The sequence below is a fragment of the Lelliottia amnigena genome, assembly GCF_019047465.1.
Classification (GTDB): domain Bacteria; phylum Pseudomonadota; class Gammaproteobacteria; order Enterobacterales; family Enterobacteriaceae; genus Enterobacter; species Enterobacter amnigenus.
On sequence record NZ_CP077236.1, the window covers coordinates 1 to 15,750 of the forward strand.

A 15,750-nucleotide genomic window follows, 5' to 3' on the forward strand; every position below is an offset into this window, starting at 1 on the left:
TCAACGTCTCTTCCAGCCACTCCAGTTCGTTTTCAGTTAATGGGCCTTCAGTCATTGCAGATACTCCTGATAAAAAAAGAAAACGATTTTATCACACAATGCCCAGGGACTTCTCAACGCCAGCGTCAGGCGTGCGGCGCAGCGTGTTCAAACAACGATAACAACACCATCCCCATGGGCTTTCCTGGTGCAAAATAGCTTGAATCGTGACCGTTGCACACGTGGCGGGCATTATTGTTAATGAGATGTGATCCCCGCTGTAATTTCAGTTGATGCTGCCAGAGCGCATAAAACGGCGCTCTATACTGAAATAAGTCAAAACCCCGCAACGGGTTATCCACTCTGGCAACCATTTTGCTTAATGTTCCTGCCCGTAAAGGGTGACAGGAAATCTCGCCGTATCAGCAGGATATTGTCAGGCTCGCGTTTGTTTCGTGCATTTTGTTCTCGCTTTTGTTTTTGGATTGACTGCGCCATCTGCCTTCAGGTTTGGACCGTGGTGCAAAAACCTCTTTGCTAAGGAACATAATAATGTCGCTGAAATTACTCAGAAGTCCCCTTTCTCTTGTAGTAGCAGGTTGTCTGGTCACGGCATTTTCCGCCCAGGCGGATATCGTCATTGGCGTCGCGGGGCCGTTCACCGGGCCAAACGCGACCTATGGCGATCAGTACTGGCATGGAGCGACTCAGGCCGCCGAAGATATCAATGCCGCCGGTGGGATCAACGGCGAAAAGATTAAGCTGGTTCAGGGTGATGATGCCTGCGAGCCTAAACAGGCCGTCTCCGTCGCTAACCGTCTGGTTGATCAGGACAAAGTCAAAGCGGTTGTCGGGCATTTTTGCTCATCGTCGACGATGCCCGCCTCCGAGGTGTACAACGACGCAGGCGTCCTGGCAATCACTCCAGGCTCTACCAACCCGTTAATCACCGAACGCGGCATGAGCGATATGTTCCGCATGTGCGGACGTGACGATCAGCAAGGGAAAGTCGCCAGCGATTTTATTATTGATAAGCTGAAGGCCAAACGGGTGGTGATCATTCACGATAAAGACACCTACGGTCAGGGACTGGCGGATGCGACGAAAGCCGCGCTGGCAAAACGTGGCGTGAATGACGTGATGTACGAAGGCTTGTCGCGCGGTGAGAAAGACTTCAACGCGCTGGTCACGAAAATCGGCGCGCAAAAACCGGATGTGGTGTTCTTCGGTGGCTGTCACCCGGAAGCCGGTCCGCTGGTGCGTCAGATGCGTGAGCAAGGCGTGCAGGCCAAATTCTTCTCCGGCGACTGTATCGTCAACGAAGAGATGGTGACCGCGGCAGGTGGGCCGAAATACACCAACGGTATTTACATGACCTTTGGCAAAGATCCCCGTTTGATCCCCGACGGCAAAGCCGTCATCGAGAAATTCCGCACCAGTAAGTTTGAACCCGAAGGTTACACCCTTTATTCCTACGCCTCTGTTCAAGCCATCGCCGCAGCCTTTAAAGCGACTGGCGGTACGGATTCTGCCAAGGCCAGCGCCTGGCTGAAGGCCAATCCGGTTGAAACGGTGATGGGCAAAAAATCCTGGGATGACAAGGGTGACCTGAAAGTCTCCGACTACGTCGTGTATCAGTGGGATGACAAAGGGAAATATACCGAAGTGCCGTAACGGAACGGCGTCACGCTCAACGTCGATAGCTTTTTATCGACGCGATATAACCATCAGGCTGCACGCATGTGTCGTGCAGCCCATAACACGAGCGCGCGGTGATGAGCACATTCTTTCTTCAGCAGTTGATCAACGGCTTAACGCTAGGTTCCGTATACGGACTCATTGCCATCGGCTATACGATGGTATACGGCATTATCGGGATGATAAATTTCGCTCACGGCGAAGTGTATATGATTTCCGCCTATCTCAGCGCCATCGGCCTGGCGTTGCTCGCCTGGTTTGGCCTGGAGTCATTTCCGTTATTAATCCTCGGCACGCTGGTGTTCACCATTATCGTGACGGGCGTCTATGGCTGGACGATTGAACGCATCGCTTATAAACCGCTGCGCAACTCAACGCGTCTGGCTCCGCTGATCTCGGCCATCGGGATGTCATTAATCCTGCAAAACTATGCGCAAATCAGCCAGGGGCCGCGTCAGCAAGGCGTGCCAACAATGCTGGATGGCGTGTTCCGTTTTCACCTTGGCGAGGGGTTTGTCCAGGTCACCTATACCAAAGTGTTTATTCTGATTGCCTCATTCGCAGGCATGCTGCTGCTCACCTGGATAATCAGCAATACCCGATTAGGACGCATGTGCCGCGCCGTTCAGCAGGACCGCAAAATGGCGTCGATTTTAGGCATAAATACGGACCGGATAATTTCGCTGGTGTTCGTGATTGGTGCAGCCATGGCTGGCCTTGCGGGTGTGTTGATTACCATGAACTACGGCACCTTTGATTTTTACGTCGGGTTTGTTATCGGCATCAAAGCCTTTACGGCTGCGGTTCTTGGTGGGATTGGGTCACTGCCGGGGGCGATGCTGGGCGGGTTGATTCTCGGGATCGCCGAAGCACAATTTTCGGGGATGGTGAATTCTGATTACAAAGATGTGTTCTCGTTTGGATTACTGGTGGTGATCCTCATTTTCCGTCCTCAAGGACTGCTTGGCCGCCCGGTTGTCGCCAAAGTATGAGGGAGTCAAATATGACATCGCAAACTGATGTGCACGACGGTTTTTCGCTCAAACGCTGCGTTCTGGATGCCATCTTTGCCGGCATGATCGCATTAATCATTTTTGGCCCCATCGTCGGCGTGGTGCTGGATGGCTACAGTTTCAACTTTGAAGGGCGACGGCTGGCGTGGATCGTTGCCACCGTGGTGACGGGGCGCTTTTTACTGAGCGCGTTTTTGATGACGGCTATGGGGACACGGTTATTATCCCGTTTCGACACCGATAACTCGGGGGTTTACGTCCGGCCACCAGAGTATAAAAGCCGGATGCGCTGGATTATCCCGCTGGTGCTGACGCTGGCAGTTTGTTTCCCGTTTATCGCCACAAAATATGTACTGACGGTCGCGATCCTCGGGCTGATTTATGTCCTGTTGGGGCTGGGGCTGAATATCGTTGTCGGCCTGGCGGGCTTGCTGGACCTGGGATATGTCGCCTTTTACGCTATTGGTGCTTACGGTTTAGCGCTGGGCTATCAATACCTGGGCCTGGGATTCTGGACGATGTTGCCGCTGGCGGCGCTAATGGCTGCCGCAGCCGGCGCTTTACTGGGGTTTCCGGTTCTGCGTATGCACGGCGATTATCTGGCGATTGTGACCCTCGGATTCGGGGAAATTATCCGTCTGATCCTCAACAACTGGCTGACCTTTACCGGCGGACCAAACGGTGTTTCGGCCCCACCTCCCACCTTTTTCGGCCTTGAGTTTGGACGACGAGCCAAAGAAGGCGGCGTGCCGTTCCACGAGTTTTTCCATCTGACCTACAACCCCAACCTGAAGTTTATTTTCATCTATGTCGTCCTCCTGCTGGTCGTTTTGCTGGTGCTCTACGTCAAACACCGCCTGACGCGTATGCCGATTGGACGCGCGTGGGAAGCGTTGCGTGAGGACGAAATCGCCTGTCGTTCGATGGGGCTAAATCATGTGCTGGTCAAGCTCTCGGCATTTACTCTTGGGGCGTCGACGGCAGGCATTGCTGGTGTGTTCTTTGCGACCTATCAGGGATTTGTTAACCCTACGTCGTTTACGTTTTTTGAGTCCGCGCTGATCCTCGCCATCGTCGTTTTAGGCGGAATGGGATCGACTGTCGGCGTGGTGTTAGCCGCATTCGTACTCACCGTCACGCCAGAGCTGTTGCGCAGCTTTGCGGAATACCGCGTGCTGTTATTCGGCATGCTGATGGTCGTGATGATGATCTGGCGGCCTCGCGGTCTGATTCGCATTAACCGCAGCGGATTTGCAGTTCGCAAAGGAGTCGCGCCATGAACGGGACGATATTAAACGTTGAACATTTGATGATGCATTTTGGCGGTATAAAAGCGCTAAACGATGTGAATCTGGACGTCCAGCGCGGCTCAATAACCGCTTTAATCGGCCCAAATGGTGCCGGAAAAACCACGGTGTTTAACTGTCTGACCGGTTTCTACAAAGCCTCTGGCGGCACGATTCTGTTCAATACGCTCAGCAAAACCACCAACGTGATTCAGGTTCTTGGGCAAAAATTTCAGCCCGGAGACTGGATCAATCCGGCGCAGCTTGGGGGGCGTATTTTCTACAAAATGTTTGGCGGGACGCATCTGGTCAACCGCGCAGGACTGGCTCGCACATTCCAGAATATCCGCCTTTTTCGGGAAATGTCTGTGGTGGAAAACCTGCTGGTCGCGCAGCACATGCGCGTTAACCGTAACCTGATTGCCGGCGTGCTGAATACCCCCGCGTACCGCCGCGCGGAGAGCGACGCGTTGGATCGGGCATTTTACTGGCTAGAGGTAGTGGATCTGGTGGATTGTGCTAATCGCCTGGCGGGTGAGATGTCCTACGGTCAGCAGCGGCGTCTCGAAATTGCGCGCGCAATGTGTACGGGGCCAGAGATGCTGTGTCTGGATGAACCCGCCGCTGGGTTAAACCCCGTCGAAACGCGTGCGCTGAGTAAAATCATTCGTTTTTTGCGCGACCATCATAAAATCACGGTCTTGCTGATTGAACATGATATGGGAATGGTGATGGAAATTTCGGATCACATTATTGTTCTCGACCATGGCGATGTGATTGCGCAGGGTAAACCGCATGAAATCCAGCATGATGAGAAGGTTATCGCCGCGTATCTGGGCACCGATGAAAGCGAGGTCAGCGTATGAGCGAGACGATGCTGGAGTTTAAGGACGTGGATGTATTTTATGGCGTGATTCAGGCATTAAAGCAGGTGTCTTTGCAGGTGAATCAAGGCGAAACCGTGGCGCTGATTGGGGCTAACGGCGCGGGAAAATCGACGCTATTGATGTCCATTTTCGGCCAGCCACGCATTCGAAAAGGTCAGATCCTGTTTTGCGGCGAGGATATCAGCCATCAATCAACGCATTACGTGGCGTCAGGCGGTATCGCGCAGGCTCCGGAAGGTCGACGTATTTTCCCGGATATGACCGTTGAAGAAAATTTGCTGATGGGGACCATTCCTGTGGGTAACCAACATGCCGCGCACGATCTGCAAACGATGTTTGATTTGTTCCCGCGGCTGAAAGAGCGGCGTAAACAGCGCGCGATGACCATGTCCGGGGGAGAGCAGCAAATGCTGGCGATTGCGCGGGCGTTGATGAGTCGTCCAAAACTCCTGCTGCTTGATGAGCCAAGTCTTGGCCTTGCGCCGATCGTGGTAAAACAAATTTTCCAGACGCTGCGCGAGCTGGCGCGTAATGGGATGACAATTTTTTTGGTGGAGCAAAATGCACATCACGCGCTCAAGCTTTCCGATCGCGGATATGTGATGGTCAACGGACAAATCCGTCTAAGCGGTAGCGGTGAGGAACTTTTAGGTAATCAGGAGGTGCGAAAAGCGTATTTAGGCGGCGTGTAATTCACTGGAATTTAGACACAAAGACCAGCCTGGGGTGGTTTCATAACACAGCTTATTGCTTCGAGAGTAGCCACCTCGGTTTTTGCCATTGAAACCTTATTTTTTAAATGAATATCAGAAGGCTATGTTCAACAAAATTCATTATGGCGAATTTTTTGAATGGGCAATAGTACAAAACGGACGATGCCGTCAACGCGCAGGCTCACTCAATTTATGGTACACTGCCCTTCCCAGAGAAATTTGTTATGAAATCAGAAGACACCCTCGATTGGTACCCAGCCCAGCTTCCGCCAGTAAAAATCATCCTCGGTAATGCAGTACTCGAAGTTGGTAAAACAGGCCGCCCCATCAATGCCCGCACGATTCTTGAATACTTGCAGGTTACACAGAAAAAACTTACAGGCAGGGACAACAAAATTGCAATGCAAACTGCGATTGAAGTTCTGAAAGATAACCAGAAGATTAACGGTAGACTGTAAACGACGGCGTTGTGAACTTAAGATTTGACGGTTCAAAGAGACGTGAGGACTTCGTCATCAAAATGCGGATACGAGATTCTGATTAAAAAGATGTCTCCTTTTCGCTTAAATATATTTGAGCCACATTACAGACCAGACCTGTAGATCTCCCCGAAAAAAAACTTGTGTTCCATAATTACGGCCATTCCCCAATTTAAAGTAAAAAAACACAAGTAATTAGTATATTAAACGTGTATCGTTGTCGTCCCTTATATCAGGAGATGCCTATGTCTGGACGTAAAAATTCACAAACCCGTCGTAATTACTTAGTTAAATGCCCATGCCCAAACTGTTCTAAAGACTCAGAACATAGTTTTAGTCGCGTTCAAAAAGGTTCCCAATTGGTCTGCCCGTTTTGCAGCACCTTGTTCAAGTCATCAAAATGACTGCAAAAAATTATTGCAGATATGATGAGCGTTACAACTAACGCCCCATATTTAGCAATAGTTTAGGGAATACCAAAAATGATGCTGCTGTAGGCCGTCTAATCATTGGCGCTCGTTACTGTTTGTACCGCCAGTTAACGTCAGCGTGTAGACTGTTCATCCGAAAGGCCTGCGCTTCATCATCGTGGTCAGCACATCGGTAACGATGCTGGCCTCAGTTTAAAACATTCGGCCTTCAATCATCTTACAGCTATGCCTGCTCAGGCATTCTCCACATCGCAGAGCGACGCATCTTTATTTTTCACAAAGTATGACGTTAGAAGCAGCGGGACCTTTATTACTTTTGTAAATAGTGTATTCGACCTTCTGTCCTTCAAACAGGGTTTTAAAATTATCCCCCTGAAGATTCGAAACATGAACAGAGATATCTTTGCCTCCATCAAGAGGAGAGATGAAACCAAAACCTTTGTCTTCTTTATACCACTTTACCAGGCCTCTAATTCTTGAGGACATATTTACTCCTGTTACGCATGATGAGTGAGATAATAAACGTATAATAATAAACGTATGGACTCAGAAGGAGGGGTATCAGCGATAGCACCTGGTAATGAGGACTGCCCGATAAAATGTTTACGTTCGCCTGTGCATCGAACTTAGCAGACCATTAAGGCACGGACAGTGATAATAAGCAAAGTATTCTTTACCCTCCGTCACATCCGGCGAGGTAATTTGCCGGATTGAAAGCCTATCAAGAGAAGGGTATCGCACACATAATCGACATGTTTTTTACCTCTTATGAGGTCACGATCCTAAGACCATCACTCACGGTCAATACACCAGCAACGTTTTCATTTTGTTCATACTTATCAGCTTGAACCTGGCCTTTGAAGCGCCATGTTAGACGAACTACTGCGGTGCAGCGATCAATGTCACAACCCATCAAATAATCATCGCCACGGCCTAAAAACTACGGCTGAACGGTACACGAATGATGCAAGGCGTATATGCTTAAAGGTATCTATTAACAACGCGGGAAAGGCGACATGTTGAGCTTCTCATCCAACGAATTTGCCACAAACGATGTAGACAGGGTCATAGGCAGTGCTGTTTTTGACATTATCCAGGCAGGTGTAGCAGACCACATAACGCCCAAAATGCTCATTCAGCACCTTACCCGCAAGTATGTCTATATTTACGAGACGAGCTCTTCAGTTGACGAAGCGTTAGCATACGAAGCGGCAATAAATTACCTCGCAAAGCGTTAATTAACATCCCTGCGTGGATAACACGATGTCCAACCTACGCCAGGCTGACTGAGGAGCGGGTAGCCTCCGGGATAAACAGCAGATATCAGGTCACAAAACGATTTCGCACACGGCTCGTTACGACAGGAAAATAAAAATTGTGTCGGTCACTGGCGGTAAAAAAGAAGCGGTAATATTAGGAAGGAAGTGAGATAACACTATTTTCAGACACAAAAAAACCACCTTTCGGTGGTTTAACGACACTGCTTATCATTGATTTTATTCTTTTTCCCATGGTACCCGGAACGAGACTTGAACTCGTACAGCCTATGGCCGAGGGATTTTAAATCCCTTGTGTCTACCGATTCCACCATCCGGGCTCGGGAAGAAATTGGAGGCGCGTTCCGGAGTCGAACCGGACTAGACGGATTTGCAATCCGCTACATAACCGCTTTGCTAACGCGCCTTAAAATCTTTTTACTCAGCACCCGCTATTGCCGATGCCTATAATTTGGAGCGGGAAACGAGACTCGAACTCGCGACCCCGACCTTGGCAAGGTCGTGCTCTACCAACTGAGCTATTCCCGCAATCATCAAGTCATTATGCTAATCACTTGATTTCACTACCGACTGGCTAAGCGTACCGCCGTTCGATGCGTTGCATTCTACTTATATGACGGTTTGAGTCAACGTTAATTTTTGCATCCCAGGATCGTTTGCTGAAATTTGCGTCGAAACGATCACTGTTCAAGCAAATCGCCGCGTGAAGCGTTCAGATATTGCAGCATAGACCATAACGTCAACACGGCAGCAACCCACAGCAAGCCAATCCCAGCCCACTCTACCCACGCATTTGGACGCCACAGCATCCACACCAGCGACGCCATCTGGGCTGTTGTTTTGACTTTACCAATCCAGGAAACCGCGACGCTGCTGCGTTTACCCAGCTCAGCCATCCACTCACGCAGTGCAGAGATAATAATTTCGCGACCAATCATGGTAGCGGCTGGGAGCGTCACCCACCATGTGTGGTAATGCTCGGCGACCAGCACCATCGCAATGGCGACCATCACTTTATCCGCAACAGGATCAAGAAACGCCCCAAAACGCGTGCTCTGATTCCAGCGACGCGCCAGATAACCATCAAACCAGTCCGTCACCGCGGCGATAAGAAAAATGAATGCACATGCGAAAGGTGCCCAGGTGAACGGCAGGTAAAATGCCAGAACAAAGAAGGGGATAAGTACGACGCGAAAAAGCGTAAGTAACGTAGGGATATTAAATCGCATAGTGACGGTAACTGTCTGTTGTCAGTAAATTTAGCTCTATGTTGCTACAGAGCCCTCAATGTTTCAACGAGTAGTAGATCTTTTCTGCCAGCCCTTGCGAAATACCCGGCACTTTTGCAATTTCCTCCACGCTCGCGTTGAGTAGTCCTTGCAATCCCCCCATGTATTTCAACAACATTTGTCGACGTTTTGGCCCAACGCCTTCGATCGTTTCAAGCGTGCTGGTATTTTTCACTTTCGCCCGTTTTTTCCGATGTCCACCGATAGCGTGATCGTGCGACTCATCGCGGATATGCTGGATCACATGCAAAGCGGGAGAATCTGGCGGCAGGTTGAAGCCCTCACCTTCAGGCTCAAAGAACAGCGTTTCCAGGCCAGCCTTACGGTCAGTTCCTTTCGCCACACCCAGCATCAGCGGATGATGTTTATCCCACGGCACGTCCAACTCGGCAAAAACCTGTTTCGCCTGACCCAACTGCCCTTTCCCGCCATCAATAATGATGACATCAGGGATTTTGCTCTCTTCAATCGCTTTTCCGTAACGGCGACGCAGCACCTGATTCATCGCAGCATAGTCATCACCGGGCGTGATACCCGTAATATTATAGCGGCGGTACTCCGCGCGCAGCGGGCCGTTAGCGTCAAACACCACGCAAGAGGCGACAGTTTGCTCACCCATGGTATGGCTGATGTCGAAGCACTCCATCCGCTTCACTTCTGGCAATTTTAACAAGGTCGCCAGGGCGAGTAGGCGCTGATGAATGGTCGATTGTTGAGAAAGTTTGGTGGTCAGCGCGGTCGCCGCATTGGTCCGAGCGAGCTTCAGATAGCGCGCACGGTCGCCGCGCGGTTTGGTCTGGACGTTGACCCGCCGTCCTGCCAGCTCAGAGAGCGAATCTGCAAGCAACGTTTTATCATTGAGAGCAAAGTCGAGCAGAATTTCTGACGGCAACGTACGCATCTGACTGCCCTGCAAATAAAACTGGCCAACAAAGGTTTCCACCACTTCGCCCAACTCTGTGCCAGCGGGCACTTTTGGGAAATAGCTGCGGCTACCAAGAACCTTGCCCTGGCGTATAAACAGAACATGGACGCAGGCCAGCCCGGCATCGAAAGAGACACCAATAACATCCAGATCGTCGCCATTATTGGAAACGAACTGTTTTTCCGTCACCCGACGCACAGCCTGAATTTGATCGCGAATGCGCGCGGCCTCTTCAAACGCCAGCGACTGGCTGGCCTTTTCCATGCGTTCAATCAGCTGCGTCAGGACCTGATCGTCCTTCCCGGCCAGGAATAAGCGCACGTATTCAACCTGCTGCGCGTATTCATCTTCGCTGACCAAACCTGCCACACACGGGCCCAGACAACGTCCAATCTGGTATTGTAGACACGGCCGGGAGCGGTTGCGATAAACGCTATTTTCGCACTGACGAACCGGGAAAATTTTTTGCAGTAACGCCAGCGTTTCACGCACCGCATAGCCGTTTGGGAAGGGACCAAAATACTCCCCTTTCGCATGCTTAGCACCACGGTGCATCGCCAGGCGCGGATGGGTGTCGCCGCTCAGGAAGATAAAAGGATATGACTTGTCGTCACGCAATAAGACGTTGTAGCGCGGCTGATACAGTTTGATGTAGTTGTGCTCAAGCAGCAGCGCTTCTGTCTCCGTATGGGTGACGGTGACATCGATCTGCTGAATTTGCGCCACCAGCGCTTCAGTCTTACGAGAGGCAAGGTTACTGCGAAAATAACTGGAAAGGCGCTTTTTGAGGTCCTTCGCCTTGCCGACGTAGATAACCGTCTCGCCAGCGTCGTACATACGGTATACGCCTGGCTGGCTGGTCACGGTTTTCAGGAAAGATTTAGAATCGAACACATCACTCACTGACTGGTTAGGGTCTCTGTATTACACAGACCATGACGAATAGCCAGGTGAGTGAGTTCGACATCGCCATGAATGTTCAGTTTACTGAACATACGATAGCGGTAGCTGTTCACCGTTTTGGGGCTGAGATTCAGTTGCTCCGAAATCTCATTCACCTTTTGGCCTTTAGTGATCATCAGCATAATCTGCAATTCGCGCTCAGACAAACTGGCAAACGGTGAACCCGTTTTTTCCGGCTCTATCTGACTCAATGCCATCTGTTGAGCGATATCCGAGGCGATATAGCGCTGCCCGGCATACACGGAACGAATGGCATTCACCACTTCCTGTGGCGCAGCGCCTTTAGTGAGATAACCGGCAGCGCCAGCCTGCATCACTTTCGCGGGCAACGGGTTTTCAGTATGAACGGTCAGCATGATGACTTTAGTATCAACGAAGGCGCGGGCGATTTTGCGCGTGGCTTCAAGCCCACCGATGCCGGGCATATTCATGTCCATCAACACCACATCGGCAGAATGGGTACGGCACCACTTCACGGCATCTTCACCGCAGCAGGCCTCACCGGCCACTTTAATACCCTTTATATCTTCAAGTATGCGACGTATCCCTGCGCGCACGAGTTCGTGGTCATCAACAAGAAGGACGTTGATCAAAGGAAATGTCTCCAGAAATAGGGATATCGCGACTGACTGCTAATGCGTTTATATTAACGGTTTTCATCCCAAGTTTAAAACGTTAAAAAGGTACGGTACGATTCCGTTCACTTTTTTTGGAAATTAGTCTGTACAGCAAGTGGAAAGAAAAACCCAGTCTAAGTAGCTTTCTTCGCCCTTTTTAAGCGCCAGCATTCAAAAAGTTACAAAAAACAAACACCGTAAAAACGCAAAAAACAGAAGATATATTTTTGTAACAACAATTAACAGCAGCCAAACGAAGCCTAAACAATTAAGGGATATTAAAACATAACAGCAATTATACTTAACTCGGGTTTACCCGAATAAACAAAACAATAAGTGTTCAAAAAACAACCACTGCTTTTTTTCCTCTGGCTTATGGTATACTCCGCCGCCTTAACTTTCATCGTCGCGCTCCAGCGCAGTTTTGTAATGAGGAATATCCATGAGCACACCTGAATTCGCCACCGCGGAAAACAACCAAGAACTGGCGCAGGAAGTATCCTGTCTGAAAGCACTGTTAACTCTTATGCTTCAGGCAATGGGCCAGGCCGATGCGGGCCGTGTGATCATTAAGATGGAAAGACAAATCGCGCAGATGGAAGATCAAAACCAGGCTGACGTATTTGCTGGCACAGTTAAGCAAATTAAACAGGCTTACCGTCAGTAAAAAAGAGACGGCTGAACGCAAAGCATTCAGCCGTCTTCGTGTCTGGCACGCAGAACAAGGGTGTTGTCAGATGAAACCGGTCGCCGCCGCATAACACGCAATCTGCGTTTTATTCGGTGCGTTAAATTTCTTCTGCATATTCTTCTGATGGAAATTGACCGTATTTTCTGAGATCGAAAGAATAATTGCGATTTCAGCCGACGTTTTTCCCTCCGCCGTCCACTTCAGAATCTCCTTTTCACGCTTGCTGAATTTCATCTCAGGTGGCATCACCATTTCATCCTCAAATCGCAGCAATGTGGTCAGTGCCATTTGCACCAACATTTGCAGGCGCAATTCTATTTCTTCGCTGTCCATCATTTTACCAAACTGACTGGTGCGAGAAACGGAGAGAAAACCCAGCGCATGATTAGGCAACATCAAACATTGCGTAATGCCCTTACGCAGACCATGGTCGCGCGCACCATCCCATAACGCCTGCGCATCCGCAAATAACGCGTCAGTCCAGGGAAGATGCCCCTGCATGAAATTCTCACGCTTTAATACCGGATCAATAGCGAAATAATTTTCTGACTGATATTGCGACATCCATTCAGCCGGATAGCTTGAACGAACGGATATTTTAGGACGCGTAAAGGGAACCGGATGCCTGACACAGAGTGAGTAATAATCGAATTCAAGTGCCTGGGTTTGTTGTTGAAGCTCTTCATACACTTCATCCGCAGAGCCCATATCCTGGAATCGCAGGAAGCAATTCCGTCGCCATGTAAAAAAGTCTGTATCCCTCATACTTACCGAATAAAACCCCTGAAAAAACTAATCATTATTATGGTGAATATAACCTAACACATAAAACTTATTTATATGTATAAAAAATCGTCCCAATTGAGAACTAGTTGCATTTTAGCTGTGCTTAATACGCAGAAGTAGAATAAAAACATCTACAGATTAGGATAATTAGGGAATATTTTGCTCCAGATTGGCTTTCTGGAGCAAATTAATCAAAGAGGGCTATTTCGTCAGGAATTTCTCGAGGAATTGACGCGTACGAGGTTGTTGAGGATTGGCAAACAATTCTTTTGCTGGCCCCTGCTCCACAATGCGCCCCTGATCCATGAAGATTGCTCTGTCCGCGACATCTCTGGCAAAGCTCATCTCATGCGTGACAATCACCAGCGTCCGCTTCTCCTGCGCGAGTTGGCGAATGGTGTTAAGCACTTCGCCCACCAGCTCGGGATCGAGCGCCGAGGTTGGTTCGTCAAACAAAATAACATCGGGGCGCATCGCTAGCGCACGCGCAATCGCGACGCGCTGCTGCTGCCCGCCCGACAGACGACGCGGATAGCTGGTCTCCTTCCCGGAGAGCCCGACTTTGGCCAGCAGTTCGCGGGCGCGTTGAATAGCCTCGTCTTTGGGTTCCCCCTTAACGATGACCGGCCCTTCGATAATATTCTCGATAACCGTGCGATGAGGGAACAGGTTAAAACTCTGGAACACAAAACCGACATGCTGGCGCAGATGGCGAATCAGCGTTTTTTGCTGACCGAGGGACTTCGCGGTATCAATGGTGATATCACCCACGCGAACGGTTCCCCCCTCCGGGTGTTCCAGCAAATTAATACTGCGCAGCAGCGTGGTTTTACCGGAACCACTCGGCCCGATAATTGCCACCACTTCGCCCTCCTGTACCTCGAGATCAATACCGTGAAGAACAGTTTGCCCGTGGAATTTTTTTGTCAGGTTTTTGACGTCAATTGCACTCATTTCGGATCTCGCTCCTGACGATTAAGCTGATTTTCAAAATAGTTTTGCAGCGCGGACAGCACGGTTGCCATCACCCAGTAAATCAGTGATGCGGCCAGATACATGGTGAAAACTTCCAGCGTGCGCGACGTAATCAGCTGCGCCTGACGGAACAACTCCGGCACCTGAATCGTTGCCGCGAGCGAGGTGTCTTTAACCAGACTGATAAAACTGTTGCTTAGCGGCGGGAGCGCCACGCGCGCGGCCTGGGGCAAAATGGCGCGACGCAGCGTTTGCCACGGTGTCATACCGATACTGGCCGCCGCTTCCCACTGACCTTTATCAATGGATGAAATCGCTGCACGTAGCGTCTCAGAGGTATACGCCGCCGTGTTCAGCGACAGACCAATCATCGCCGCCGGAATAGGATCCAGTTCAATACCAAACTGCGGCAGACCGTAATAAATCATAAACAGCTGGGCGATGAGCGGCGTACCGCGAAATACAGAGATGTAAAAGCGCGCCAGCCAACGCACCGGCAGAATCGGCGACATACGCATCAGCGCCAGAATAAAGCCCAGCACTAAACCGAAGAACATCCCACCCAGACTGAGCTGTAACGTAAACACAGCGCCCTTGAGCAGGTACGGTAGCGAATCAATAACCAGCTGAATACTTTCTTGCATTATCGTTTTTCTACCTGCAATTAGACGTGAGGATGATAGGCAAATAACGCAGGCGCTCCGCCCGTATGCACAAACAGAATTGGGCCTTCATCCTTAAAGCGCTTCTGAGTAATACCGTCGATAAGTCCCGCCATCGCCTTACCCGTGTAAACCGGATCAAGCAAGATCCCTTCCAAACGTGCCAGCAATTTTATCGCTTCCACCCCTTCATCATTCGGCGTGCCGTAGCCTGGCGCATAATAGTCATCCCACAGCACAATCTCAGCCTGCGCCGGAACTTCCAGCTGCTGCGCGACCGCCTGCTGCAAAGCGAAAACTTTTGGCTTTTGATCCGCCACGCTGCGCGAAACGGTCACGCCAATGAGTTCGACGTCCGGCATCAGTTGCTCAAGCCCGACCGCCAGGCCTGCGTGCGTTCCAGCACTGCCCGATGCCACGACCACGGAGGACAAGCTCACTGCGCCTTCACACTGCTGCGCAATTTCCAGCGCGCTTTCAACGTAACCCAGCGCACCAAGCGCATTCGAGCCACCCACCGGAATCACATAAGGCCGAAAGCCCTGCGCTTCGACGCGCGTCGCCAGCGCGTCGAGCTGTTCAGTGGGATGGGTTAATGCATCACACATTTCAATCTGCGCGTTGAACAGATCCAGCAGCAGGCGATTTCCGTTGCTGAGATAGTTTTCCGCACGCGTACCAATCGGGTTTTCCAGCAGTGCTACGCAGTTCAGCCCAAGCTTTGCGGCCACGGCCGCCGTCTGACGAACGTGGTTAGACTGAATCGCACCCGCGGTGATCAGGGTATCCGCCCCTTCGCGCAGCGCATCTGCCGCCAAAAACTCCAGCTTACGCAGTTTGTTTCCCCCCATGGCCATAGGGGTCACGTCGTCACGTTTAATAAAGATATCGCGCCCTAAATAATCCGAAAACCGCGGTAAATATTCTAGCGGCGTCGGTGCGCCAATGAACTCCAGGCGCGGAAAGCGCGTTAAATTTTGCAGTGACATGGAACCTCCGGTAACTCTGTTTTTGTTTATTATTTTTTATTATGCACGCTAGAACGCCAGAAATAAAAAAGGCGCTTTTAAAAGCGCCTT

The 15,750-nt window shown here is 50.4% G+C and carries 17 protein-coding genes and 3 tRNA genes; 9 read left to right on the forward strand and 11 right to left on the reverse strand.

The annotated features are described in order from the left end of the window. Positions 1 to 531: 531 nt before the first annotated feature. The 7 genes from I6L74_RS00005 (at position 532) to I6L74_RS00035 (ending at position 6,459) form a co-directional block, all read left to right on the forward strand. Entirely contained in the window at positions 532 to 1,653 is a 1,122-nt protein-coding gene (locus I6L74_RS00005; RefSeq protein ID WP_059179657.1) for a branched-chain amino acid ABC transporter substrate-binding protein, read from the forward strand. Positions 1,654 to 1,754: 101 nt separating this feature from the next. Beyond that, a complete protein-coding gene (locus I6L74_RS00010; protein WP_059179656.1) occupies positions 1,755 to 2,669 on the forward strand; it encodes an ABC transporter permease subunit in 915 nt (304 codons plus the stop codon). 11 nt (positions 2,670 to 2,680) lie between these two features. Then, positions 2,681 to 3,970: a high-affinity branched-chain amino acid ABC transporter permease LivM gene (livM, locus tag I6L74_RS00015; RefSeq protein ID WP_059179655.1), complete on the forward strand. Its 1,290-nt coding sequence runs from the start codon at positions 2,681 to 2,683 to the stop codon at positions 3,968 to 3,970. Continuing rightward, a complete protein-coding gene (locus I6L74_RS00020) occupies positions 3,967 to 4,842 on the forward strand; it encodes an ATP-binding cassette domain-containing protein (protein WP_059179654.1) in 876 nt (291 codons plus the stop codon). Before livM ends, I6L74_RS00020 begins: the two co-directional genes overlap by 4 nt. Beyond that, complete coding sequence (locus I6L74_RS00025; RefSeq protein WP_059179653.1) at positions 4,839 to 5,555, forward strand: ABC transporter ATP-binding protein; 717 nt, start codon at positions 4,839 to 4,841, stop codon at positions 5,553 to 5,555. Before I6L74_RS00020 ends, I6L74_RS00025 begins: the two co-directional genes overlap by 4 nt. 245 nt (positions 5,556 to 5,800) lie before the next feature. Beyond that, entirely contained in the window at positions 5,801 to 6,034 is a 234-nt protein-coding gene (locus I6L74_RS00030; protein ID WP_059179652.1) for a YnaE/YdfK family cold shock protein, read from the forward strand. 266 nt (positions 6,035 to 6,300) lie between these two features. After that, positions 6,301 to 6,459, forward strand: a complete 159-nt coding sequence (locus I6L74_RS00035) for a YnfU family zinc-binding protein (RefSeq protein ID WP_216979987.1) — start codon at positions 6,301 to 6,303, stop codon at positions 6,457 to 6,459. A 294-nt stretch (positions 6,460 to 6,753) separates the two neighbouring features. Here the strand turns inward: I6L74_RS00035 and I6L74_RS00040 are convergent, their stop codons facing one another. The 7 genes from I6L74_RS00040 to uvrY all read right to left on the reverse strand — a co-directional run bounded on the left by I6L74_RS00040 (position 6,754) and on the right by uvrY (position 11,533). Next, positions 6,754 to 6,972, reverse strand: a complete 219-nt coding sequence (locus tag I6L74_RS00040; protein WP_059179651.1) for a cold-shock protein — start codon at positions 6,970 to 6,972, stop codon at positions 6,754 to 6,756. 1,025 nt (positions 6,973 to 7,997) lie between these two features. Then, a tRNA-Leu gene (locus I6L74_RS00045) sits at positions 7,998 to 8,083 on the reverse strand. Between the two features lie 12 nt (positions 8,084 to 8,095). Beyond that, positions 8,096 to 8,169 (reverse strand) — tRNA-Cys (locus I6L74_RS00050). 46 nt (positions 8,170 to 8,215) lie between these two features. Next, a tRNA-Gly gene (locus I6L74_RS00055) sits at positions 8,216 to 8,291 on the reverse strand. Positions 8,292 to 8,443: 152 nt separating this feature from the next. Beyond that, positions 8,444 to 8,992, reverse strand: a complete 549-nt coding sequence (gene pgsA / locus I6L74_RS00060; protein ID WP_015959501.1) for a CDP-diacylglycerol--glycerol-3-phosphate 3-phosphatidyltransferase — start codon at positions 8,990 to 8,992, stop codon at positions 8,444 to 8,446. 55 nt (positions 8,993 to 9,047) lie between these two features. Continuing rightward, positions 9,048 to 10,880: an excinuclease ABC subunit UvrC gene (gene uvrC / locus I6L74_RS00065; protein ID WP_059179649.1), complete on the reverse strand. Its 1,833-nt coding sequence runs from the start codon at positions 10,878 to 10,880 to the stop codon at positions 9,048 to 9,050. After that, positions 10,877 to 11,533 carry a UvrY/SirA/GacA family response regulator transcription factor gene (gene uvrY, locus I6L74_RS00070; RefSeq protein WP_059179648.1) on the reverse strand — a complete coding sequence of 219 codons (657 nt, stop codon included), beginning with the start codon at positions 11,531 to 11,533 and terminating at the stop codon, positions 10,877 to 10,879. The genes uvrC and uvrY overlap by 4 nt, the downstream gene beginning before the upstream one ends. 399 nt (positions 11,534 to 11,932) lie before the next feature. On the opposite strand from uvrY, the gene I6L74_RS21680 reads away from it, so the two are divergent. Both I6L74_RS21680 and I6L74_RS00075 read left to right on the forward strand, forming a co-directional pair. After that, positions 11,933 to 12,013: a hypothetical protein gene (locus I6L74_RS21680; RefSeq protein WP_419181542.1), complete on the forward strand. Its 81-nt coding sequence runs from the start codon at positions 11,933 to 11,935 to the stop codon at positions 12,011 to 12,013. Next, a complete protein-coding gene (locus I6L74_RS00075) occupies positions 12,000 to 12,224 on the forward strand; it encodes a DUF2594 family protein (protein WP_059179647.1) in 225 nt (74 codons plus the stop codon). Before I6L74_RS21680 ends, I6L74_RS00075 begins: the two co-directional genes overlap by 14 nt. A gap of 66 nt (positions 12,225 to 12,290) precedes the next feature. Here I6L74_RS00075 and sdiA read toward each other — a convergent pair whose 3' ends face one another. The 4 genes from sdiA to dcyD all read right to left on the reverse strand — a co-directional run bounded on the left by sdiA (position 12,291) and on the right by dcyD (position 15,660). Next, entirely contained in the window at positions 12,291 to 13,013 is a 723-nt protein-coding gene (sdiA, locus tag I6L74_RS00080) for a quorum-sensing transcriptional regulator SdiA (protein WP_059179646.1), read from the reverse strand. 222 nt (positions 13,014 to 13,235) lie between these two features. After that, positions 13,236 to 13,988 (reverse strand): L-cystine ABC transporter ATP-binding protein TcyN, encoded by a 753-nt coding sequence (gene tcyN / locus I6L74_RS00085; RefSeq protein WP_059179645.1) that lies wholly within the window; start codon positions 13,986 to 13,988, stop codon positions 13,236 to 13,238. Further along, positions 13,985 to 14,653, reverse strand: a complete 669-nt coding sequence (gene tcyL, locus I6L74_RS00090) for a cystine ABC transporter permease (protein WP_059179644.1) — start codon at positions 14,651 to 14,653, stop codon at positions 13,985 to 13,987. Before tcyL ends, tcyN begins: the two co-directional genes overlap by 4 nt. Positions 14,654 to 14,673: 20 nt before the next feature. Then, the gene (gene dcyD / locus I6L74_RS00095) at positions 14,674 to 15,660 is read right to left on the reverse strand and encodes a D-cysteine desulfhydrase (RefSeq protein WP_059179643.1); all 987 of its coding nucleotides are present in this window, start codon (positions 15,658 to 15,660) and stop codon (positions 14,674 to 14,676) included. Between the last annotated feature and the right edge of the window lie 90 nt (positions 15,661 to 15,750).